At 73.8% G+C, this 20,471-nt stretch carries 19 protein-coding genes and 1 pseudogene; 12 read left to right on the top strand and 8 right to left on the bottom strand.

What is annotated here, in order from left to right:
• Window positions 1-205: 205 nt before the first annotated feature.
• Window positions 206-1,333, bottom strand: a complete 1,128-nt coding sequence (locus BCF33_RS02825) for a tyrosine-type recombinase/integrase (RefSeq protein ID WP_158259342.1) — start codon at window positions 1,331-1,333, stop codon at window positions 206-208.
• 448 nt (window positions 1,334-1,781) lie between these two features.
• Here BCF33_RS02825 and BCF33_RS14270 point away from each other — a divergent pair, with 448 nt between their 5' ends.
• Window positions 1,782-1,940 carry a hypothetical protein gene (locus BCF33_RS14270; RefSeq protein ID WP_245883695.1) on the top strand — a complete coding sequence of 53 codons (159 nt, stop codon included), beginning with the start codon at window positions 1,782-1,784 and terminating at the stop codon, window positions 1,938-1,940.
• Here the strand turns inward: BCF33_RS14270 and ndk are convergent.
• Window positions 1,937-2,359 carry a nucleoside-diphosphate kinase gene (gene ndk / locus BCF33_RS02815; RefSeq protein ID WP_106159408.1) on the bottom strand — a complete coding sequence of 141 codons (423 nt, stop codon included), beginning with the start codon at window positions 2,357-2,359 and terminating at the stop codon, window positions 1,937-1,939. The genes BCF33_RS14270 and ndk overlap by 4 nt on opposite strands.
• Before the next feature lie 78 nt (window positions 2,360-2,437).
• On the opposite strand from ndk, the gene BCF33_RS02810 reads away from it, so the two are divergent.
• The 5 genes from BCF33_RS02810 (at window position 2,438) to BCF33_RS02790 (ending at window position 6,580) form a co-directional block, all read left to right on the top strand.
• Window positions 2,438-2,848 carry a VOC family protein gene (locus BCF33_RS02810; RefSeq protein ID WP_106159407.1) on the top strand — a complete coding sequence of 137 codons (411 nt, stop codon included), beginning with the start codon at window positions 2,438-2,440 and terminating at the stop codon, window positions 2,846-2,848.
• 31 nt (window positions 2,849-2,879) lie between these two features.
• On the top strand, window positions 2,880-4,721 hold the full coding sequence (locus BCF33_RS02805) for an ABC-F family ATP-binding cassette domain-containing protein (RefSeq protein ID WP_106159406.1): 1,842 nt from the start codon (window positions 2,880-2,882) through the stop codon (window positions 4,719-4,721).
• A 66-nt stretch (window positions 4,722-4,787) separates the two neighbouring features.
• On the top strand, window positions 4,788-5,414 hold the full coding sequence (locus tag BCF33_RS02800; protein ID WP_106160168.1) for a MarC family protein: 627 nt from the start codon (window positions 4,788-4,790) through the stop codon (window positions 5,412-5,414).
• A 15-nt stretch (window positions 5,415-5,429) separates the two neighbouring features.
• The gene (locus BCF33_RS02795; RefSeq protein WP_106159405.1) at window positions 5,430-6,005 is read left to right on the top strand and encodes a retropepsin-like aspartic protease family protein; all 576 of its coding nucleotides are present in this window, start codon (window positions 5,430-5,432) and stop codon (window positions 6,003-6,005) included.
• The gene (locus tag BCF33_RS02790; protein WP_106159404.1) at window positions 6,002-6,580 is read left to right on the top strand and encodes a retropepsin-like aspartic protease family protein; all 579 of its coding nucleotides are present in this window, start codon (window positions 6,002-6,004) and stop codon (window positions 6,578-6,580) included. Before BCF33_RS02795 ends, BCF33_RS02790 begins: the two co-directional genes overlap by 4 nt.
• Before the next feature lie 141 nt (window positions 6,581-6,721).
• Here the strand turns inward: BCF33_RS02790 and BCF33_RS02785 are convergent, their stop codons facing one another.
• Window positions 6,722-8,179, bottom strand: a complete 1,458-nt coding sequence (locus tag BCF33_RS02785) for a leucyl aminopeptidase (RefSeq protein ID WP_106159403.1) — start codon at window positions 8,177-8,179, stop codon at window positions 6,722-6,724.
• Here BCF33_RS02785 and BCF33_RS02780 point away from each other — a divergent pair.
• The 6 genes from BCF33_RS02780 to rsmA all read left to right on the top strand — a co-directional run bounded on the left by BCF33_RS02780 (window position 8,178) and on the right by rsmA (window position 15,856).
• On the top strand, window positions 8,178-9,461 hold the full coding sequence (locus BCF33_RS02780) for an LptF/LptG family permease (RefSeq protein ID WP_106159402.1): 1,284 nt from the start codon (window positions 8,178-8,180) through the stop codon (window positions 9,459-9,461). The two genes, BCF33_RS02785 and BCF33_RS02780, sit on opposite strands and share 2 nt — an antisense overlap.
• Complete coding sequence (gene lptG, locus BCF33_RS02775) at window positions 9,458-10,546, top strand: LPS export ABC transporter permease LptG (RefSeq protein ID WP_106159401.1); 1,089 nt, start codon at window positions 9,458-9,460, stop codon at window positions 10,544-10,546. Before BCF33_RS02780 ends, lptG begins: the two co-directional genes overlap by 4 nt.
• Window positions 10,546-12,657 carry an LPS-assembly protein LptD gene (locus tag BCF33_RS02770; protein ID WP_106159400.1) on the top strand — a complete coding sequence of 704 codons (2,112 nt, stop codon included), beginning with the start codon at window positions 10,546-10,548 and terminating at the stop codon, window positions 12,655-12,657. Before lptG ends, BCF33_RS02770 begins: the two co-directional genes overlap by 1 nt.
• 29 nt (window positions 12,658-12,686) lie before the next feature.
• A complete protein-coding gene (locus BCF33_RS02765) occupies window positions 12,687-13,928 on the top strand; it encodes a peptidylprolyl isomerase (protein WP_106159399.1) in 1,242 nt (413 codons plus the stop codon).
• A 79-nt stretch (window positions 13,929-14,007) separates the two neighbouring features.
• The gene (pdxA, locus tag BCF33_RS02760; RefSeq protein ID WP_106159398.1) at window positions 14,008-14,985 is read left to right on the top strand and encodes a 4-hydroxythreonine-4-phosphate dehydrogenase PdxA; all 978 of its coding nucleotides are present in this window, start codon (window positions 14,008-14,010) and stop codon (window positions 14,983-14,985) included.
• Window positions 14,986-15,019: 34 nt separating this feature from the next.
• Window positions 15,020-15,856, top strand: coding sequence for a 16S rRNA (adenine(1518)-N(6)/adenine(1519)-N(6))-dimethyltransferase RsmA (rsmA, locus tag BCF33_RS02755; protein ID WP_106159397.1), 837 nt, complete (start codon window positions 15,020-15,022; stop codon window positions 15,854-15,856).
• 5 nt (window positions 15,857-15,861) lie between these two features.
• On the opposite strand, the gene BCF33_RS02750 is transcribed toward rsmA, so the two are convergent.
• The 5 genes and pseudogenes from BCF33_RS02750 to speB all read right to left on the bottom strand — a co-directional run bounded on the left by BCF33_RS02750 (window position 15,862) and on the right by speB (window position 20,403).
• Window positions 15,862-16,431, bottom strand: a complete 570-nt coding sequence (locus tag BCF33_RS02750) for a DUF4167 domain-containing protein (RefSeq protein ID WP_106159396.1) — start codon at window positions 16,429-16,431, stop codon at window positions 15,862-15,864.
• A gap of 172 nt (window positions 16,432-16,603) precedes the next feature.
• Window positions 16,604-17,361 (bottom strand): annotated as a pseudogene (gene prmC, locus BCF33_RS02745) (peptide chain release factor N(5)-glutamine methyltransferase).
• Between the two features lie 499 nt (window positions 17,362-17,860).
• Window positions 17,861-18,910, bottom strand: coding sequence for a peptide chain release factor 1 (gene prfA / locus BCF33_RS02740; RefSeq protein ID WP_106159395.1), 1,050 nt, complete (start codon window positions 18,908-18,910; stop codon window positions 17,861-17,863).
• Between the two features lie 31 nt (window positions 18,911-18,941).
• Complete coding sequence (locus BCF33_RS02735) at window positions 18,942-19,412, bottom strand: DUF1499 domain-containing protein (RefSeq protein ID WP_158259340.1); 471 nt, start codon at window positions 19,410-19,412, stop codon at window positions 18,942-18,944.
• A gap of 31 nt (window positions 19,413-19,443) precedes the next feature.
• On the bottom strand, window positions 19,444-20,403 hold the full coding sequence (gene speB, locus BCF33_RS02730; protein ID WP_106159393.1) for an agmatinase: 960 nt from the start codon (window positions 20,401-20,403) through the stop codon (window positions 19,444-19,446).
• Window positions 20,404-20,471 lie beyond the last annotated feature (68 nt).

The following is a 20,471-nucleotide window of genomic DNA, read 5'->3' as shown; positions in this document are numbered from 1 at the left end:
GACGGCGTGTTCGAGAGGCACGAGACCTGGCCCGAGGAGGCACGGCGCGGGTAGCCCGCGCCCCCCGGGGGAGGAACGGAGGGCGGCGGGCCTTGGCGCCCGCCGCCAATTTTTCTTGCAGAGCTTTTCGGCGGCTCTCGGCGGCCTCAGGCTACCGGAACGCCTCGGACGGCTGCCAAGGCGCTCAGCACGAGACACGCACGGCCTACGGCGCCTCCTGGCCGCGGTAGGAGGTCAGCGTCGAGCAGACGCGCTCGGCGGCGTCGCGCATCGGCCCCAGCAGGTTGGCCTTCGTCACGTAGTTCCACGTCACGCCCTGCGGCTTGTGGTTCATCAGGACCATCGCCATCGACAGGTCCACGCCGGCCTCCAGCGCCATCGTCCTCCAAGTGTGCCGCATGGCGTGGGGCGCGTATGGGAACGCGTCCGTCCTGCGGAGCTCGGATAGGTAGCCGGTCCTGGACGCCGCGGGGAAGATCCAGTCCGACGTCCGGGGCAGCGCCTCCAGCCGCTGGAGGAGGAAGCGGGTCAGCGGCAGCCGGAACGCTCGGTCCTCCCCGCCCTTCGGGCAGGGCACCGTCAGCACGCGGTCCCGGTCGACGTGCTCCCACCGCATCGACCTGACGTCGTGGGACCTGAGGCCGGTCGTGAGGAGCGCCGTCCAGGCCGTCCGCCGCCTCTCGTCCTCCAGCCCGTCGATCGCTGACCAGAGGGCGGACATGTCCTCCGGCCGCACCGCCCAGTCCCTCACCTTGTCCTTGTTCATCTTCACCGCCCGCGAGACCACGTTCGGCGGCAGGTCGTGGGTGCGCGCCACGTCGTTCGCGAGCGCCTTCAGCAGCCGCATTGCCCCGTTCGCCATCGTGGGCGCGGTCTTCGTGATCCGCTCGTGGAGGGCGCGCACCTTGGTCCGCTCTAGCTTGTCCATCGGCACGGTCCTAAGGGGCGCGAGGGGGCCGCGCATCAGCTTCCGATACCACTCGACGGTCGCGGGCGAGAGGTCGGGCCGTCCTGCGAGGTAGGCGTCCAGCGCGGCCCCGACGTTCGGGACGGCTGTCTTCCTCGACCGCGGGTCCTCGCCCCGGCGCAGCGCGAGGCGCAGGCGGGTGGCCTCGTCGCGGGCGTCCTTCAGCGACACCTCGTCCGTCCGGCCGACGACGATGGAGACGTAGCGCTTCGACCCGTCGTTGATCCGGCCAACCAGCTTATAGCTGGCGGAGGTCTTGCCCACGACGAGGCGTAGGCCCGAGACTTGGTCGTCGTGGAGCTGGACGCCCGGCGGGTGCTTGTCGAGCGCCCTCCTGACGGTGGCCTGTGTGAGCTTGGTGGTCATGGCTTTCCTTCCTCGTGAGGCCCGGCCCGAGGCCCGATGCCGAGCACCGCCCGACATGGACCGTCACAAGAAAAGTGCGCCGTTTCAGGACCTTCGCGAACCCCGGCAAGACTCTGCACGACCGCCCACGGCGTGCGCCGGGGAGCTGTTAATCAATTGGTCGTAGGTTCGATCCCTACCGCCGGAGCCAGCCTACGATCCCCGTTCGGATGGACGCCCTGAACCTCGCGCCCGACGTGATCGCCCCGCCCTTGCCGGGCGTGCGGTCGCAGGGTTGATCGTCGCGCGTGACCGCGATTTCCGGCATCCGAAACTCGCCCCGGCACTGGAGGCTGCCTTCGCCCGCGCCGGGATCACCGCCGCCGAGGAGCTGCGCTAGACGGGCGCCGACGCCGCCTGCGCCCGCCCGCTGTAAAGCGGACACCGACAGCGCTCCATCGGCCATCGCGTGATCGGGATGGGCCTGCAGAGCCGTCCCTGGAACGAGTGCAAGGCCGAGGAGAAGAAGGCGCTTCGGGTACGGTTCGACGCGCTGACCCGAAAGACGAAGGGCCGCCCCGATCTCGAAGCGGCCCTCGACGGGATCGGGACGATGCGCCGGCGCTAGCCGACGATCTCGAGGCCCGAGAAGAAGAACGCGATCTCCTCCTTCGCCGTCTCCGGTGCGTCCGAGCCGTGGACGCTGTTCTCGCCGACCGATTCGGCGAACTCGGCGCGGATGGTCCCCTCGGCGGCGTCGGAGGGGTTCGTCGCGCCCATCACCTCGCGGTTCTTCGCGATCGCGCCCTCTCCCTCCAGCACCTGCACGACCACCGGGCCCGAGGCCATGAACTCGGTCAGCTCCCCGAAGAAGGGGCGCTCGCGGTGGACGTCGTAGAACCGGCCGGCCTGCTCCTCGGTCAGGCGGATGCGCTTCTGCGCGACGATGCGCAGGCCCGCGTCCTCGAACTTCTTGTTGATGGCGCCGGTCAGGTTCCGCTTCGTCGCGTCGGGCTTGATGATCGAAAGGGTGCGTTCGGTGGCCATGTGCCGCCTCCATGTGGATTCCGGCGCGCGCCTAGCACCCTCCTCGCCACGGGCAAACCCCCGGGCTAGAAGCCCCGCATGCCGCCCTTCACGCCCGCCGGCCTCGACCACGTCGTCCTCTGGGTAGACGACATGGGCGACGCCTTCCGCTTCTACGTCGACGTCCTCGGCTGCCGCCCCGCCTGGTCCTTCCCGGACATCGCGATGGAGCATCTCTGGTTCGGCCCGATGGTGATCGGCCTCTGGGACCGCCACGCGCCCGAAGCGGCCTACGCCGCCCCGCCGTCCCGGGGCGAGAACGCCCACCACCTCGCGCTGGCGGTGAACGGGGTGACGGACGACGCCCTGCGCGCCCATCTCGCCGCCCACCGCGTGCCCGTCGTGAAGGAGGTGCGGCAGGTCGGGGCGCGCGGCATGGGCCTCGCGCTCTACGTCCGCGACCCCTCCGGCAACCTTCTCGAGTTGAAGGGCCCGCCCTCGCAGCCTTGAGGTGCCTCGCGCGGCATCCTAACGCCCCCCCATGCTCCGCATCGAGGACATCACGCTCTCCGTCGCCGGACGCCCCCTGCTGGAGGGGGCGTCGGCCGTCGTGCCGGACGGGCACAAGGTCGGCATCGTGGGGCGCAACGGGACGGGCAAGACGACCCTCTTCCGCGCCATCCGGGGCGAGCTGCCGCTGGAGGTGGGGACGATCCAGCTTCCGAAGGGCGCCCGCATCGGCGGCGTCTCGCAGGAGGTGCCGGGGTCGGAGGCGACCCTCCTCGACACCGTTCTCGAAGCCGATATCGAACGCGCCGCCCTCCTCGCCGACACCAGCCAGGACCCTGCCCGCATCGCCGAGGTGCAGACGCGGCTCGCCGACATCGACGCCTGGTCGGCCGAGGGGCGCGCCTCGGCGATCCTGAAGGGCCTCGGCTTCGACGAGGGGCAGCAGCACATGCCCTGCAGCGCCTTCTCGGGCGGCTGGCGGATGCGCGTGGCGCTGGCCGGGGTGCTCTTCGCGCAGCCCGACCTCCTCCTCCTGGACGAGCCGACGAACTACCTCGACCTCGAAGGCGCGCTCTGGCTCGAATCCTACCTCGCCCGCTACCCCCACACCGTCCTCGTGATCTCGCACGACCGGGGCCTCCTGAACCGCGCGGTGGGCCATATCCTCCACCTCGAAGACCGCCGCCTCACCCTCTACGCGGGCGGCTACGACGCCTTCGCCGAGACCCGCGCGGCCCGGCTCGCGGCGCAGGAGGCCGAAGCCAGGAAGCAGGAGCAGCGGCGCGCCCACCTCCAGTCCTACGTGGACCGCTTCCGCTACAAGGCGGACAAGGCGCGCCAGGCCCAGTCGCGGCTGAAGGCCCTCGCCCGGATGAAGCCGATCACCTCCCCGCAGGAGACGGCGCTGCGCCGCTTCACCTTCCCCGAGCCGGAGGAGCTGTCGCCCCCCATCGTCGCGATGGACGGCGGCGCCGTCGGCTACGACGGCCGCCCGGTCCTGTCGAAGCTCGCCCTGCGGATCGACCAAGACGACCGGATCGCCCTGCTGGGGCGCAACGGCGAGGGCAAGTCGACCCTCTCCAAGCTCCTCGCGGGCAAGCTGCCCGCCCTCGCGGGGACCGTGACGAAGGCCCGCACGCTGCGCGTCGGCTACTTCGCCCAGCACCAGGTCGAGGAGCTGGTCGTCGACCAGACCCCCCTCGACCACCTCCGCCGCCACTTCCCGGCCGAAGCCCCGGGCAAGCTGCGCGCGCGCCTCGCGGGGTTCGGGCTGACGGCGGACCAGGCCGACACCACGGTCGCGCGCCTCTCGGGCGGGCAGAAGGCGCGGCTGTCGCTGCTGCTGGCGACGCTCGACGCACCCCACATGCTGATCCTGGACGAGCCGACGAACCATCTCGACATCGAATCGCGCGAGGCGCTGGTCGAGGCGCTGACCGAGTACACGGGCGCGGTGATCCTCGTCAGCCACGACATGCACCTCCTCTCGCTCGTCGCGGACCGCCTCTGGCTGGTCTCCGGGGGCCGCGTGGCGCCTTGGGACGGCGACCTCGAGGATTACCGCGCCCACCTCCTCGGCGCGCAGAACCCCCGCGAGGAGAAGCCCAAGGCCAAGCCCAGGCCCCGGCCCTCGCGCGAGGCCGTCCTCGCCCTGCGGGCGGAGGTCCGCCGCGCGGAGGAGCGGATCGAGAAGCTCTCCGCGATGGAGGACAAGCTCGCCGCCCGCCTCGCCGACCCCGCGCTCTACGAGGATGCCCGCGGGGGCGAGCGCGAGGTCTGGCAGAAGAAGTACGCCGAGGTCCGCGAGGCCATGGACCGCGCCGAGACCCTCTGGCTGCGCGCGGAGGAGAAGCTGGCCGCCGCCCAGGGCTGAGCCGCCCGGCGCCGCGCGCCGCGCGGAGCCTTGACGCCGCGCGCCTCGCCCGCCACCGCGCCCGGCATGGACTGGTCCGACTTCGTCACCGCCTTCGTCACGCTCTTCGTGACCATCGACCCCGTGGGCACCGCGCCCCTGGTGCCGGCGCTGACGCAGGGCATGACCCAGCGCCAGCGCACGGGGGTCGCCATCCGCGCGGCGGTCGTCGGGGCGGCGATCCTCACCCTGTTCGGCCTGACGGGCGAGGCGGTGCTGCGCTATCTCGGCGTCTCCCTGCCCGCCTTCCGCATCGCGGGGGGCCTCCTGCTCTTCCTCATCGCGGTCGAGATGCTCTTCCAGAAGCGCACCGAGCGGCGCGAGGCGACGGCCGAATCCTCCACGCGGGACGATCCGTCCGTCTTCCCCCTCGCGATCCCCTTCCTCGCCGGTCCCGGCGCGGTCGCGACGATGATCCTCCTGGCCGGGCGCGCGGACGACGCGGGCGAGCTGATCACCCTGCACCTCGCCATGCTGGCCGCCGTGGGCATCGCGATCCCCCTCTTCATGGCCGCCGGCCTGATCGAGCGGCTGCTCGGCCCCATCGGCATCGCGGTCCTGACGCGCCTCCTCGGTCTTCTCGTCGCGGCGCTGGCGGTGCAGTTCGTCCTGTCGGGCCTCCTCGCCGCGGGTCTGGCGCCCGGCCCCCGCTAGGGGCATACCCCGCTCATGTGGACCGGCGACGACACGGCCAGCCTTCTCTACCTCTCGCTCCTCGGCGCCTTCCTGATCCTCGTCGTCGCGCGCGGGCAGAACCTCTCGGGCTTCCTGCGCTACGGGCTGATCTGGGCGGCCATCCTCGGGATCGCCGCGCTCGGCTTCGCCGCGTGGGAGGATCTGCGCGACGACTGGTTCCCGCCGCAGACCTATCTCGCGAACGGCGCGGTCGAGGTGCCGCGCGCCCGCTCCGGCCACCACGAGATCGTGCTGCGCCTCGACGGCCGCCCGGTGCGCTTCCTTGTCGACACCGGCGCGACTGGCATCTCGCTGCCGCGCGACGTGGCGGCCGATGTCGGCATCGACGTGGACGCCCTCGCCTTCGACGGCGAGGCCATGACGGCCAACGGCACCGTTCCCTTCGCCCGCGCGCGGGTGGGCACCGTCGCCCTGGGCGACCGGGTGGACCGCGACGTCCCCGTCGCGGTGAACGGCGGCGGCCTTCGAACGCCGCTCCTCGGGATGAGCTACCTGAACCGCTTCGGCAGCGTCTCGATCCGCCGCGGCGTCCTGACCCTCACGCCGTGAGCGAGCCGTCAGACCTCGTCCGCGTCGTCTTCCTCGGGCTCGTCGTCCTCGGCGTGATCGCATGGACGGCCGCGGCGCCCCGCCTCGGGGACAGCCTGCGGGGCCTCGGCAAATGGCTGCTCGCGGCGGGCTGCGCCGGCTTCGCCCTCGTCTTCTGGCCCGAGATCGCCGCCGAGATCGCGCCTCCCCCGCCCCCTTCCGGGAACGGCGAGGTGGTCGAGCTGCCGCGCGGCCCCGGCGGCCACTACTATGCCACGCTGGAGGTGGACGGAACGCCGGTCCGCTTCCTCGTGGACACGGGCGCGACGGACACCGCGCTGACGATGGCGGACGCCGCACGGGTCGGGGTGAACACGGCCGCCCTGCGCTTCGACGGTGTGGTGAACACCGCGAACGGCCCCGTCCGCACCGCCCAGGCCCGGGTCGAGGACGTCCGCCTCGGTGACATCGTCGATCCGGTCCTCTTCGTGTCCATCGGCGAGGGCGACCTCTCCATCTCCCTCCTCGGCATGAGCTACCTCTCCCGCTTCGACGAGATCACCTTCGAGGACGGCGTGATGCGCCTCGTGCGCTGAGGGCGCCGGCGCGGGCGGTCCCGGCCGATCGGCCTCGCGGACCGACCGCCGGCTCCGCCGGACCGCCCCTCCTCCGGGGCTGCGCCCGTTCGGGGCTCGATCGGTCCCCCGGACCGACCGCCGGCTCCGCCGGACCGCCCCTCACCCCCCGATCATCCTGTCCAGCGCCCGCACGCCCCAGCCGGTCGCGCCAGCCGGGCCCAGATCGGTGCCCTTCGACTGCGAGGCCGTGCCCGCGATGTCGAGATGCGCCCAGGGCACCCCCTCCTGCACGAAGCGGCGGAGGAACTGCGCCGCCGTGATCGAGCCGGCTGGACGCCCGCCCACGTTCTTCATGTCGGCGAAACGGGACTTCAGCTGCTCGTCGTAGCCCGGGCCCATCGGCAGCCGCCACGCGCCTTCGCCCTCGGCCTCGGCGGCGCGCAGGAACTCCCCCGCGAACGCGTCGTCGTTCGAGAAGACGCCCGCGTTCTCGTGGCCCAGCGCGACGATCACCGCGCCCGTCAGCGTCGCCAGGTCGATCATCCCGCGCGGCCGGTAAGCCTCCTGGGCGTGCCACATCACGTCGCACAGGACGAGGCGCCCCTCCGCGTCCGTGTTGATGATCTCGACCGTGTCGCCCTTCATGCTGCGGACCACGTCGCCGGGCCGCGTCGCCCGCCCGTCGGGCATGTTCTCCACGAGGCCGACCAGCCCCACCACGTTGGCCTTCGCCTTCCGCGCGGCGACGGCGTGCACGACCCCGGCCACGGTGCCCGCGCCGCCCATGTCCATGGTCATGTCCTCCATCCCCGCGCCGGGCTTAAGGCTGATCCCGCCCGTGTCGAAGACGACGCCCTTGCCCACCAGGGCCAGGGGCGCCTCGTCCCCGCCCCCGTTCCAGCGCATCGTCACCACCTTCGACGGGCTCTCCGACCCCTGCCCCACGGCCAGGAGGCACCGCATCCCCAGCTCGGCCAGGCGGTCCTCCTCCAGGACCTCGACCTCGACCCCGAGGTCGCGCAGCCCCTCCAGCCGCTCGGCGAAGCTCGTGGTGGTCAGGACGTTGGCCGGCAGGTTCACGAGGTCGCGCGTCAGGAACACGCCCTCGGCCACCGCCCGCGCGGCCGAAAGGTCGCGGCCCGCGTCCTTGGCCATCAGCGCGACCGGCTCCGGCCCTTTCTTGGCCTCCCCGCGCGAGGCGGTGAACTTGTAGCCGCCCAGCCACAGCCCCTCGGCCAGCGCCTCCAGCTCGCGCAGCGAGCTGGCCAGCACCGTCATCGCCCTGCCCTTGGCCGCCTTGGCCAACGCCGCGCCGCCCTTCCTCGCCTCCTCCTGGGTGGCCTTGGGATCCAGCCGCAGCGCCAGCACCGCCTCCGCGGCCATCCCGGCTGGGAAGTCCAGCGCGGCGACCGCGCCGGGCTTCATCTTCCCGCCCTCCTCCGAGGCGACCATGCGCGAGACGGCCTTCTTCGCGCGCGCGTCCACCCGCCGGGCGCCGGGGTCCAGCTTGCCCTCCGGCCCGACCAGCACGGCGACGACCCCCTCGCGGCCCTCGATCCCGTCGAGGTCGGTCTGCGTCAACGTCAGCTCGGCGAGCGGGGTGGCGGGCAGTGTCATGGCGTTTCCTCCTATGGGCGGCTCGCGGCCCGCCTACGCCCGGCCCCGCGGATCGTCCACATCCGCGCCCGCCGGCAAGGCGCCGCCCGATCCGCCCATGGGAGGCCCGGCCAGCCGGTTAACGCTTTCCCGGCCCCCGCCGCCCGCGCTAGACCCGCCCCGGGACGAAGGGGCCGCGACGCTGACACGCTATGACAGATACGCGCTCGGCGCCCAGGTGCAGGCCTTCGGGGTCTTCGCGCTGATCCTCGCCATGGTCTGGTGGATCAACGGAGCGGTCGCGCTCGTCGACACGTTGCTGCGCGACGGCCAGAACGTCGGTACCTTCCTTGAGTTCTCGGCCCTCTCGCTGCCCGGCGTCGTCCGCATCGCGGTGCCGCTCGCCGCCGTGGCCGCGGCGCTCTACGTCGCCAACCGCCAGCGCGCCGACAGCGAGGTGGTCGCCGCCCACGCCGCCGGCGCCTCGTCGCTGCGGCTGGCGCGGCCCGTCCTCCTCCTCGGCCTCGTGGCGGGGCTGCTCCTCGCGCTCGTGGTCCACCTCCTGCTGCCCCTCGCGCGCGAGCGGCTGGACGTCCGCACGGCCCAGGTCGCCGAAGGGGCGACCGCCCGCCTCCTGACCCCCGGCGCCTTCGTCGAGCCCGCGGACGGCGTGACCTTCTACGTGCGCGAGATCACCCCCGCGTCCGAGCTTCTCGACGTCCTGCTCTCGGACGCCCGCGATCCCGAACGCCGCGCCCTCTTCACCGCGCGCCGCGCGCTCCTGCTTCCGGCCGAGGAGGGGCGCGGCGCCCAGCTCCTGATGTTCGACGGGCTCTCCCAGGTCCTGCGGGGCGGGCGCCTCTACACCACCCGGTTCGAGGACTTCCTCTACGACCTCGCCCTCTTCTCCTCGGGGGGCGAGGCCGCGCCCCCGGGCCCCCGCGACCTGACCACCGCCGCGCTCGTCCGGCGCGACGACCTCGGGGCGCGCCGGTGGGACGAGGTCGCGCGCCGCACGGCCGAGTCGCTGACGGCGGTGGCGGGCGCGCTCCTCGGCTTCTCGGCGATGATGCAGGGCGCCTTCAACCGCGGCGGGACCTGGCGCCAGGTGGTCCTCGGCGTGTTCCTCGTGATCGCGATGAAGCTCCTCGAAGGGGCGGCGACCTCGGCCATCGGGCGGGACGGCACGGGGTGGCCGCTGCACTTCGTCTCGCCCCTCGCGGGCGCCGCCCTGGCCGCCTTCCTTCTCTGGAACGCCGACCGGGCGCGGCGGCCCCGGCGCCGATGGATGGTGCCGGCATGACGCTCTCGCTCTATCTCGCCCGGCGGGAGGCGACCGCGCTCCTTGCCACGCTGGGGATCTTCGCCGCGCTCCTCGGCCTCGTCGACCTGGTCGAGCAGGTGCGCCGCTTCGACGACCGCGCCTTCGGCGAGACGGCGCGGCTGGCGCTGCTGAACCTGCCCGCCCTCCTCCACGAGGTGCTGCCCCTCGTGGCCCTGCTCGGCACGCTCTCGCTGTCGCTCGGGCTGGCGCGCAGCTCCGAATGGGTGGTGATCCGCGCGGCGGGGCGGTCGCTCGTCCGCGCCCTCTTGGCGCCGGCCCTCGTCGCGCTGGCGCTGGGCGCGCTGGCCGTCGCGATCCTGAATCCTGTCGTCTCCGCCACCATGGTCCGGGCCGAGGCCGTCGTCGCCGACTGGAACGCCGAGGGCCGCTCCGTGCTGACCCTCTCGGGCGACGGGATCTGGCTTCGGCAGGGCACGGCGGACGGGCAGACCGTGATCCGCGCGGCGCGCGCCTCGCTCGACGGCACGCAGCTCGCAGGGGCCAGCTTCGTCACCTTCCGCCCGGGCGAGGGGCCGGTCCTGCGGATCGACGCCGCGCGCGCCTCGCTCGCCGAGGGGCACTGGTCGCTCGAGGACGTCAGGCGCTGGGACCTTCGCGTCCCCAACCCCGAGGCCGCCGCCAGCAGCATGCCCGAGGGGAGGATTCCGACTGACCTGACGGCGCAGCAGATACGCGACAGCTTCGGCGCGCCCGCCTCCGTGCCGATCTGGCAGCTGCCGGGCTTCATCGCCGACCTCGAGCGCGCGGGCTTCTCCGCCCTGCAGCACCGGATGCACCTCTGGTCCGAGCTGACGCTCCCGCTCTTCCTCGTGGCGATGGCGCTGATCGGCGCGGCCTTCACCATGCGCCAGCAGCGCGGCGGGCGGACCGGCATCTTCGTCGGCGCGGCCCTCGTGTCGGGCTTCGCGCTCTACTTCGTCCGGAACTTCGCCGCGGTGCTCGGCGCGGGGGGCGAGATCCCGATCCCCTTCGCCGCGCTCGCCCCGCCGGTGGCCGCGATCCTCGCCGGGCTCGGCCTCGTCCTCGACCGGGAGGACGGCTGATGCGCGCGCTCCTCGCCCTCCTCCTCGTGCTGGCCGCCCCCGCCCTCGCGCAGGCGCCCGCCCAGCTCGTCGCGGACGAGGTCTTCGTCGCGCCGGACCGCACGCTCACCGCCACGGGCCGGGTCGAGGTGCTCCGGGACGGCACGCGCCTCACCGCCTCCTCCGTCCGCTACGACCCGGACGCCGACCGCCTGACGATCGAGGGGCCGATCCGCATCTCGGAGGGCGGGGGCGACGTGATCCTCGCGGACGCCGCCGACCTCTCGCCGGACCTGCGCGAGGGGATCGTCACGGGCGCGCGCCTCGTGATCGACCGCCAGCTCCAGCTCGCCGCGGCGGCGCTCGTGCAGGCGGGGCCGCGCTACACGGCGCTGTCGCGCGTGACGGCGTCGGCCTGCACGGTCTGCGCCGCGAACCCGACCCCCCTCTGGGAGATACGCGCCGACCGCGTGATCCAGGATCGCGAGGCGCGGCTGATCTACTTCCGCGACGCGCAGTTCCGCCTCCTGGGGGTGCCGATCGCCTTCCTGCCCGCCCTGCGCGTGCCGGGCCCGGGCAACGACCGCGCCGCCGGCTTCCTCACGCCCGAGTTCCGCAGCACCTCCCGTCTCGGCACGGGGGTGCGCCTGCCCTACTTCCTTCCCCTGGGGCCGAGCCGGGACCTCACGATCACCCCCTACCTCGCCTCGGGCACCCGGACGGTGGACCTGCGCTGGCGGCAGGCGCTGCGCTTCGGCACCTACCGGATCAGCCTCGGCGCCTCGCGGGACGACGTGCGCGACGGCCCGCGCGGGTACCTCCTGGCGGAAGGGAGCTTCGACCTGCCCCGCGGCTTTAGGCTCTCGGCGGCCGCACGCACCGCCTCCGACGACGCTTACCTCGCCGACTACGGCCTCTCGGACGCCGACCGGCTGGAGTCGGGGTTCACGATCACCCGGACCCGCGCCGACGACTACGCCGAGGCACGCCTCGTCGGCTACCGCTCGCTGCGGGCGTCCGAAGGGGACACCGTGCCCGACGCCGCCGCGACCCTGCTCTACGACAGGCGCTTCGCGTTCCACGGCGGCGACCTGGACATGCGCATCGACGCCCTGCGCTACCGCCGCGATCTGGACACCCCCGTCGACCTGCCCGGCGGCGACGCGGACGTCATCGCCGACGGGCGCGACGGCGCGCGCGTCACCGCCCGGCTCGACTGGGCGCGGACCTTCTCGCGCGGCGGGCTCCGCGTGACCCCCATCGGCCGCCTCGAGGCGACCGCCTTCGGGGTCGAGGACGACGCCGCCCGCTACGACGGGACGCGCCTCGCGCCCACGGCCGGGGTGGACCTGCGCTGGATCGGCAGCCGCGCCACCGCGGGCGCCTCCTGGCTGGTCGAGCCGCGCGCCCAGCTCCTCTGGACGGGCGGCGCGGGCGACTACCCCAACGAGGATTCCGTCCGGGTCGAGCTCGACGCAGGCAACCTCTTCGCCCTCTCGCGCTTTCCCGGCGGCGACGCGGTCGAGACCGGCGCCCGCGCCAACATCGGCGTCACGCTCACCCGCAGCGGCCCGGAGGCGACGACCAGCCTGACCCTGGGGCGGGTGCTGCGCCCGGACGACCCCGGCCTCTTCCCCGACGGGTCGGGCCTCGCCGGCCGATCGTCGGACTGGCTGCTCGAGACGTCGCTCGCCACGGGCCGCCTCGCGGCGACGGGCCGGGTGCTCTTCGACGACACGCTCGAAGTCACCCGGAACGAGACGCGGCTGACCTATTCCGGCCCCACCGCGGCCCTGACGGGCGGCTTCGTCTACGCGCGCGGGCACCGGGCGCTCGACGGCTCGCGGCGGCCCCGTGTGTCCGAGATGACGCTCGACGGCACGCTCGACCTGACCCGGACCTGGGACGCCTCCTTCGGCATGCGCTGGGACTTCTTCGCCAACCGCGCGCAGGAGGCGCGGGTCGGCGCGCGCTGGCGCGGCGACTGCGCCGAGATGGAGCTTACCGCCGAACGTGAGTTCACCGCCGCCAGCGCCCTTTCGCCCGAGACCCGCGTGGGTGTATCCTTCGCGCTGACGGGCTTCGGCGACAGGCCGGCCCGCCGGACGCGCGCCTGCGGGCCGGCCGGATGAGGCGACGGGACGGAACACGGGGGACGGGCGTGCGACGCATCAGGACAGGGGCCGTCATCGGCCTCATTCGCGGGGTCGCGCTCGGCGCCCTGCTGGGAACGGCCACCTTCGCGCAGGGCCTCTTCGAGCCCGTCGCCCGCGTCGGCGACCGCGTCGTCACGGCCTACGAGCTTCAGCAGCGCACCCGCTTCGTCGAGGTGATCGGCCAGCCCGGCGATCCGGCCGAGCTCGCGCTCGAGGGGCTGATCGACGACCGCGTCCGCCAGGAGGCGGCCGAGGAGGCCGGCATCGACCTCACCGACGAGCAAGTGATGGAAGGCATGGCCGAGTTCGCCGGCCGCGCCGGCCTCTCCACGGACGAGTTCGTCGCCGGCCTCGCCCAGAACGGCGTCGACGCCGCGACCTTCCGCGACTTCGTCGCCGCCGGCCTCGGCTTCCGCGAAATCGTGCGCCAGCGCCTCCTGCGCGAGGTCGAGGTGGACGAGCGCGACGTCGACCGCGAGATTCGGCGCCTCGCCGGCGATCCCGGCCTGCGCTACGCCTTCTCGCGCGTGGTCTACCGGGTCGACACGCCCCAGTTCGCCGCGCAGGCTCGCTCGCGGATCGACGCCCTGGGCTCCTCGCCCTCGCTCGCCGCCTTCGCCGCCGAGGCCCGGCAGTTCTCCGTCGCGCCCGAAGGCCCTGCCGGCGGCCTGATCGACGCGATGGACGCCGCCGACCTGCCCGGACCCCTGCGGCAGCTCCTCTCGGGCCTCGCCCCGGGCGAGGTCTCGGCCCCCGTCCCGCTCGCCGAGGGGCGCGCAGTCGCGATCTTCCAACTGCGCGAGGTGCGCGAGGCCCCGCGCCCCGCCCCGGCCCCCACCGCCATCGACTACGCCGCCTTCTACATCCCCGGCGGGCGCACGCCCCAGGCCCTGGCCGAGGCGGCGGCCATCCGGGCGCGCGTGGACACCTGCGACGACCTCTACCCCATCGCGCGCGAGGTCGGGCAGGACCGCCTCGACCGCGGCACGCTGCCGCCCTCGCAAATTCCCGCCGACATCGCGCAGGAGTTGGCGCTGCTCGACGCGGGCGAGGCATCGACCGTGCTGACGCGCGCGGGCGGGCAGACCCTGATCTTCCTCATGCTCTGCGACCGCGAGTATCCCCTCCCCGGCGAGGCCGACCGCGAGGCGATTCGCGCCGCGCTGCAGAACCGCGCGCTCGACGCCCGCGCCGACGCCCTCCTCCAGACGCTGCGCGCCGAGACCCGCATCGAGATCCTGCCTTGAGCGTGCGGACCCGCGCGCCGCGCCCCCGCCGCCCGAAGGCGCTGCGGGGCCTCGCCCCCCTCCCTCCCCGGTCCCGGGGATGAGCGCGCTTCCCGTCGCCGTCTCCTGCGGCGATCCCGCCGGCATCGGCCCCGAGCTGGCCGTGATGGCGCACCGCCAGCTCCGGGCGGCGCTGCCCTTCGCATGGATCGGCGATCCCCGGCACCTGCCCGAGGGGGCGAACCCGCAGATCCTCTCCGACATGCGCGACGCGCCCGCGGCGGCGGCCCGCGGGCTTCCCGTCCTGCCGCTGGGCTTTCCCGCCCGCCGCATGCCCGGCCGGCTCGACCCGCGCAACGCGCCCGCCACCGTCGCCGCCATCGAGCGCGCGGTGCTCGAGGTGCGCGAGGCGCGCGCCGCCGCCCTCTGCACGCTGCCCATCCAGAAGGAGGCCCTGATCGAGGGCGCGGATTTCCGCTTCCCCGGCCATACCGAGTTCCTCGCCCATCTCACTGGCGCCGACCACGAGGTCATGATGCTCGTCGGCGAGGGGCTGCGCGTCGTCCCCGCGACGATCCACGTCCCCCTCGCCGACGTGCCGCAGGCGCTGGCCCGCACCGACCTCGCGCGCACGATCCGCATCGCGGCCCGGTCCATGGTGCGGGATTTCGGGATCGAGCGACCGCGCATCGCCGTGGCCGGCCTGAACCCCCATGCCGGCGAGGGCGGCAAGATCGGCCGCGAGGAGATCGAGCTGATCGTCCCCGCGCTCGAGACGTGCCGCGCCGAGGGGCTGGACGTCGCCGGCCCCCTGCCGGGCGATACCATGTTCCACCCCGCCGCCCGCGCCCGCTACGACGTGGCGGTCTGCATGTACCACGACCAGGCGCTGATCCCTGTGAAGACGGTCGACTTCGCCGGCGGCGTGAACGTCACGCTCGGCCTTCGGATCGTCCGCACGTCGCCCGACCACGGAACCGCCCTCGACATCGCCGGAACGGGCGAGGCCGACCCGACCAGCTTCGTGAACGCCCTCCTCCTCGCCGACGGCATGGCCCGTGCCCGCGGCAAGGCATGAACGCCCTGCCCGGCCCGCCGCGCAGGGGCCGCCGATGACGCCCGATCCCCTGCCCCCGCTGCGGCAGGTCATCGCGGCCCACGGCCTGGCCCCGCGCAGGTCGCTCGGGCAGAACTTCCTGCTCGACCTGAACCTCACGGCGAAGATCGCCCGCATCGGCGGCGGGCCGGCGGGGATGGACCTCCTCGAGGTCGGGCCCGGCCCGGGCGGCCTGACGCGCGCCCTGCTGGCCGAGGGCGCCCGCCGCGTCCTCGCGGTCGAGAAGGACGCCCGCGCGATCCCCGCCCTCGCCGAGATCGCGGCCGCCTATCCCGGCCGCCTCGAGGTCGTCGAGGGCGACGCCCTGGACGGTGGCCATCTCGGCCGGCTCGACCCGCCGATCCGCATCGCCGCCAACCTGCCCTACAACATCGGGACCGAGCTTCTCGTCCGCTGGCTGACGCCCCCCGCCTGGCCCCCGGCCTGGCGGGACATGACGCTGATGTTCCAGCGCGAGGTCGCCGACCGCATCACCGCCGCGCCCGGATCGAAGTCCTATGGCCGCCTCGCGATCCTCGCCCAGTGGCGCAGCGAGGCGCGCATCGCCCTGACCCTGCCGCCCGAGGCGTTCACCCCGCCGCCCAAGGTCCGCTCGGCGGTGGTGCACGTCGTGGCCCTCGACGCGCCGCGCTTCCCCGCCGATCCCGGCGTCCTCCAGCGCGTCACCGCCGCCGCCTTCGGCCAGCGCCGAAAGATGCTCCGCCAGTCCCTGAAACCCCTCGCCCCGGACGCCGAGGACAGGATCCGCGCCGCCGGGATCGCGCCCACCCAGCGGGCCGAAACCGTGTCGGTGGAGGGCTTCTGCGCCCTCGCCCGCGCCTTCGCCCCCTAGCGGGGTCAGCCGTCCGCATTCTCGGCGGGCTGCTGCTGCTCCGACTGGTCGCCGCCTCCGCCGCCGCGCTTGCGCGAACGGCTGCGCTTCTTCGGCTGGTCGCCGCCGCCCTGCTGCCCCTCGGGCACGTCGACCGGGCCGCCGTCGGACCGGTCCTGCCCCTGCCCATCCTCCTGGCCGCCGCCCTGGTCGCTCCCGGGCCCGTTCCCCTGATCGTTCCCCTGGCCTCCGCCCTGGTTCTGCTGCTGCTCGCGGCGCTCGCGCTTCTCGGCCTCGCGCTGCTGGCGGGCCTGCTGTTCGCGCTCCTGCTGCTGGCGCTTCTGCTCCTGCTCGGCCGTCGCCTCGGCCAGCATGCGGGTGTAATGCTCCGCGTGCTGCTGGAAGTTCTCCGTCGCCACGCGGTCGCCGGCCAGCTGCGCGTCGCGCGCCAGGGCGGCGTACTTGTCGATGATCTGCTGCGGCGTGCCGCGCACCTTGCCCTCGGGCCCCGAGGAGTCGAACACGCGGTTCACGACGTTGCCCGACGGGCGACCGCGGTTGCTCTTGGACCGCGAGCGGTTCTTGGATGATCTCATGCTTTCGTCCTACTGGCCGGTTCGGCTCGCCGCGCGGTCGGAAAAGCGCGCCCATGCGATGCGTTCAGGTCGGTCGCGCGGCGGGTCCCCTCGGGCCGGACGGCCCGCGCCCCTGCCAAGCGCCCCTGCGTCAAATCATGTAGGGGGGGCCACGGCAAGCGGAAAGGCCCCGTCAAGCGGGCATCCGCCCCGCGACGATCCGGTCGCGGCCGTCCATGTCGCTCAGCACCCGGACCTCGGACAATTCCCCCAGCATCGCGGCCACCGCGGCGCCCTGGGTCGGCCCGATCTCCAGCAGGACCCGCCCACCCGGCGCCAGATGGTCCCGCAGCCCCGCCGCGATCGCGCGATAGGCGCCCAGCCCGTCCCCGCCCGGCGTCAGCGCCAGCCGGGGTTCGGCGGCGACCTCGGCAGAGAGGGCGGCGATCTCGCCCTCGGCCAGATAGGGCGGGTTCGACACCACGAGGTCGAACCGCCCTTCGACCGCCCCCACCAGTCGCCCTGCGCCAGCCGCAGGCGGGGCGCCACGCCGTGCGTCCCGGCGTTGCGGCGCGCCACGGCGAGGGCGGCCGCCGACAGATCCGTGGCGACGCCCCGCGCCGCCGGACGCTCCGCCAGCAGCGTCACCGCGAGGCAGCCCGACCCCGTGCCGAGGTCGAGGGCCGCCTCGAACGGCTCCCGCAGCGCCTCGGCCACGATCCCTTCCGTCTCGGGGCGCGGGGCCAGCACGTCCTTCGTCACCAGGAAGTCGCGCCCCCAGAACGCCTTGCGCCCCGTCAGGACGGCCACGGACGCCCCGCCCAGCCGCCCCTCGACCAGCGCGCCAAGCCGTGCCGCCGCGCCGGCGGGCAGCGCCTCCGGGCCCAGGAGGATCAGCCGGTCGCGCGGAACGCCCGCCGCCGCCGCGACGAGGTGCCGGGCATCGGCCATGGGGTCCGGCACCGCGCCGCGAAGCCGCGCCGCCACCGCACGGCGGGCCGCGTCGAATGCTGCCCCCTCGACGTCCGGCCAGTCGGCGGCCGCCCCTCGACCGGCTTTCCGGACGTCCCTCTCCGGGACGGGGCGTCCTTCCCCGCTCACGCGGCCGTCGGCGCGCGGCCGAACCCGCACCCGCCGATCGCGCACCCGCCGCGTTCCGGCCCGTCCCGCCGACGCGCCCCACGAAGGAATGCCGTCCACCGGAGAGGCCCCCGATGCGGTCCCGCGCCCCTGCGCGGCTGCCGGCACGCGTCCGGCAGCGATGGAGATGCTTCGTCGGCCCATGCCGGTCCTCCCGCTCGTGAGAGGAAGCTACAGCGCAAGCATGAAAGGAACGTTAAGCGAACGTACGCTGCCGCACGACGAGATGAAGAACATGCCACAAGACCCTGCCTACATGCGACTCTTCCTGCCTCTCGGCCCCGTTCCCCGAACCCGTGGGGGGCGTGGATCACAGCCCCTCCGCCGCCAGCCGCTCCGCCTGATCGGCGGCGATCAGGGCATCCGCGATCTCGTCGAGATCGCCCGCCAGCACCTGAGGCAGCCGGTGCAGGGTCAGCCCGATCCGGTGATCCGTCACCCGCCCCTGGGGGAAGTTGTAGGTCCGGATCCGTTCCGACCGATCGCCCGACCCCACCTGCCCCTTGCGCGCCGCCGCCCGTTCCGCGTCGGCCTCCTGCCGCTGCAGGTCGAAGAGGCGCGACCGCAGCACGCCCATCGCGATCTCGCGGTTGCGATGCTGGGACTTCTCGGACGACGTGACCACGATCCCCGTCGGCAGATGGGTGATCCGCACCGCCGAATCGGTGGTGTTGACGTGCTGCCCCCCCGCGCCCGAGGCCCGCATCGTGTCGACCCGCACGTCCTGCGCGGGGATGTCGACGTCCACCTCCTCCGCCTCCGGCAGCACCGCCACCGTCGCGGCCGAGGTGTGGATCCGCCCCCCCGATTCGGTCTCAGGCACCCGCTGGACGCGGTGCACGCCGCTCTCGAACTTGAGGCGCGCGAACACCCCCTCGCCCGCGACGTGAAGCACCGCCTCCTTCACGCCGCCCAGCTCCGTCTCGGCTAGCGAGACGAGCTCCGCCCCCCAACCCTTTGACTCGGCGTGCCTCTGATACATCCGCAAGAGGTCCCGCGCGAACAGCGCGGCCTCCTCGCCGCCGGTGCCCGGCCTGATCTCGACCATGGCGGGCCTGGCATCGGCGGCGTCCTTAGGCAGCAGCGCCACCCGCAGCGCCCCCTCGACCTCCGGCAGGCGGGCGCGCAGGCGGGGCAGCTCCTCCTCGGCGAGGGCGCGCATCTCGGGATCGTCCAGCATGCCCTCGGCCTCGGCGACCTCGCCCCGCAGGCGGCGCCATTCGGTCACCTGATCGGCGACAGGCTTCACCTCGGCGTACTCGCGCCCCAAGGCGGCGACGTCGCCCGACGCGTCCGCCATCGCCGCCTCGAGATAGGCGAGGCGTTCGGTGATCCGGTTCAGGGCGTCCTCGGGCAGCATCGGCCCGATGTGCGGCCCCGAGGACGCCCGGTCAACCGGGCAGCCGCGCCTTCAGGGCGGCGGTCCACCGGTTCAGCCGGTCCTCGTTCACGCCCATGTCGTCCGCCCCGTAGCGGAGCCGCGAATAGGCGGTCAGCACCGTGCCCCCGCCTGCGGGCACCGCGCGGACCGATACGTAGTCGGGAAAGCCCATGACGCGGCTGCGGACCTCCCAGGTTGCGCGGCCGTCGTCCGGGCGCCAGACGATGCGGGTCCCGCCCTCCTCGGCGGCGATCTCGGACAGCGCGTCCAGCACCATGCCAGGCGGCGCGGCGAGTTGCAGCGGCGGCGCGTCGCCCTCTTCGGCGATCAGATGGCGCCCGGGGCCGGTGCGCCCCTCCCGCGCGGGATCGACGTCCCATTCGGCCGGGCGGGTCGGCGCCAGCCTGACGAAGGCGGCGCCCCCCGCCGCGATCCCGGCGATCGCGACCGCCGATCCGATGATCCATCCCCTGCGCGTCATGAAGACCCAGATGGAGCGGGCGCGCGCGGGATCAACGCCCCCGGGCCCCAGCCGCCCAGAGACAGGCGAGGTCGGTCGCCACATGGGCCCCGGCGACGGCGGTGCAGCCCGTGGGATCGTAGGGGGGCGAGACCTCGACCACGTCCATGCCGACGACGTTCATCCCCGCCAGCCCGAGGAGGATCCGCTGCGCCTGCGCGCTCGACAGCCCGCCCCAGACGGGCGTTCCGGTCCCGGGCGCGAAGGCGGGATCGAGGCAGTCGATGTCGAAGGTGACGTAGCACCTCGCGTCCCCCACCGCCTCGCGGATCCGGCGGGCCGTCTCGACGGGGCCGATCTCGTGCACGGTCAGGGCGTCGATCTCCGGCACCGGGTTCTCGGCGTTCGTGGTGCGGATGCCGACCTGGACCGACCGCTCGACGTCCACGATCCCGTCGCGGATCGCCTTCGTCATCATCGTGCCGTGGTCGATCCGCTTCGGATCGCCGTCCGGCCAGGTGTCTGAATGGGCGTCGAACTGCACCACGGCAAGCGGCCCGTGCACCGCCGCATGGGCCTTGAGAATCGGGTAGGTGACGGAGTGGTCCCCCCCCAGCGCCAAGCAGGCCGCGCCCGCCCCGAGGATGCCTGCGACATGCGCCTCGAGCCGGACGGGGAAGGCCGCGACGTCGGCATAGTCGAAGGCGAGATCACCGTAATCGCACATCGCCACGTCGGTCATCGGATCGACGGGCCAGCGATAGGGCGGGTCGAATGTCTGCAGCGTCGAGGCCTCGCGGATCGCGCGGGGACCGAAGCGCGCGCCGGGGCGGTTCGTCACCGCCTGATCGAAGGGCACGCCCGTCACGGCCAGCTCCACGCCCGAGAGGTCCTTCGTGTACTTCCGGCGCAGGAAGCTGGTCGCCCCGCCGAACGCGTTCTCGAAGGAGTGCCCTTTGAGGTCGTCCCGGGTGATCGCGTGGTCGATCTGGGTCTTCGCGTATTCGAGCATGTCGGCTCCAGGCATGGCGGGCTGAAGCCCGCCCTACACCAGCGCCTGGGCCTTGCGTAGGCCGGGCT

The sequence above is a fragment of the Hasllibacter halocynthiae genome (assembly GCF_003003095.1).
Classification (GTDB): Bacteria; Pseudomonadota; Alphaproteobacteria; order Rhodobacterales; family Rhodobacteraceae; genus Hasllibacter; species Hasllibacter halocynthiae.
This window is presented reverse-complemented; position numbering and strand designations above follow the sequence as displayed.

Excerpts from the sequence above, each read along its gene's own strand:
- BCF33_RS02825 (WP_158259342.1), bottom strand. The coding sequence starts at position 1,333 with ATGACCACCAAGCTCACACAGGCCACCGTCAGGAGGGCGCTCGACAAG.
- ndk (WP_106159408.1), bottom strand. The coding sequence starts at position 2,359 with ATGGCCACCGAACGCACCCTTTCGATCATCAAGCCCGACGCGACGAAG.
- BCF33_RS02810 (WP_106159407.1), top strand. The coding sequence starts at position 2,438 with ATGCCGCCCTTCACGCCCGCCGGCCTCGACCACGTCGTCCTCTGGGTA.
- BCF33_RS02805 (WP_106159406.1), top strand. The coding sequence starts at position 2,880 with ATGCTCCGCATCGAGGACATCACGCTCTCCGTCGCCGGACGCCCCCTG.
- BCF33_RS02800 (WP_106160168.1), top strand. The coding sequence starts at position 4,788 with ATGGACTGGTCCGACTTCGTCACCGCCTTCGTCACGCTCTTCGTGACC.
- BCF33_RS02795 (WP_106159405.1), top strand. The coding sequence starts at position 5,430 with ATGTGGACCGGCGACGACACGGCCAGCCTTCTCTACCTCTCGCTCCTC.
- BCF33_RS02780 (WP_106159402.1), top strand. The coding sequence starts at position 8,178 with ATGGCGTTTCCTCCTATGGGCGGCTCGCGGCCCGCCTACGCCCGGCCC.
- BCF33_RS02785 (WP_106159403.1), bottom strand. The coding sequence starts at position 8,179 with ATGACACTGCCCGCCACCCCGCTCGCCGAGCTGACGTTGACGCAGACC.
- lptG (WP_106159401.1), top strand. The coding sequence starts at position 9,458 with ATGACGCTCTCGCTCTATCTCGCCCGGCGGGAGGCGACCGCGCTCCTT.
- BCF33_RS02770 (WP_106159400.1), top strand. The coding sequence starts at position 10,546 with ATGCGCGCGCTCCTCGCCCTCCTCCTCGTGCTGGCCGCCCCCGCCCTC.
- pdxA (WP_106159398.1), top strand. The coding sequence starts at position 14,008 with ATGAGCGCGCTTCCCGTCGCCGTCTCCTGCGGCGATCCCGCCGGCATC.
- rsmA (WP_106159397.1), top strand. The coding sequence starts at position 15,020 with ATGACGCCCGATCCCCTGCCCCCGCTGCGGCAGGTCATCGCGGCCCAC.
- BCF33_RS02750 (WP_106159396.1), bottom strand. The coding sequence starts at position 16,431 with ATGAGATCATCCAAGAACCGCTCGCGGTCCAAGAGCAACCGCGGTCGC.
- prfA (WP_106159395.1), bottom strand. The coding sequence starts at position 18,910 with ATGCTGCCCGAGGACGCCCTGAACCGGATCACCGAACGCCTCGCCTAT.
- BCF33_RS02735 (WP_158259340.1), bottom strand. The coding sequence starts at position 19,412 with ATGACGCGCAGGGGATGGATCATCGGATCGGCGGTCGCGATCGCCGGG.
- speB (WP_106159393.1), bottom strand. The coding sequence starts at position 20,403 with ATGCTCGAATACGCGAAGACCCAGATCGACCACGCGATCACCCGGGAC.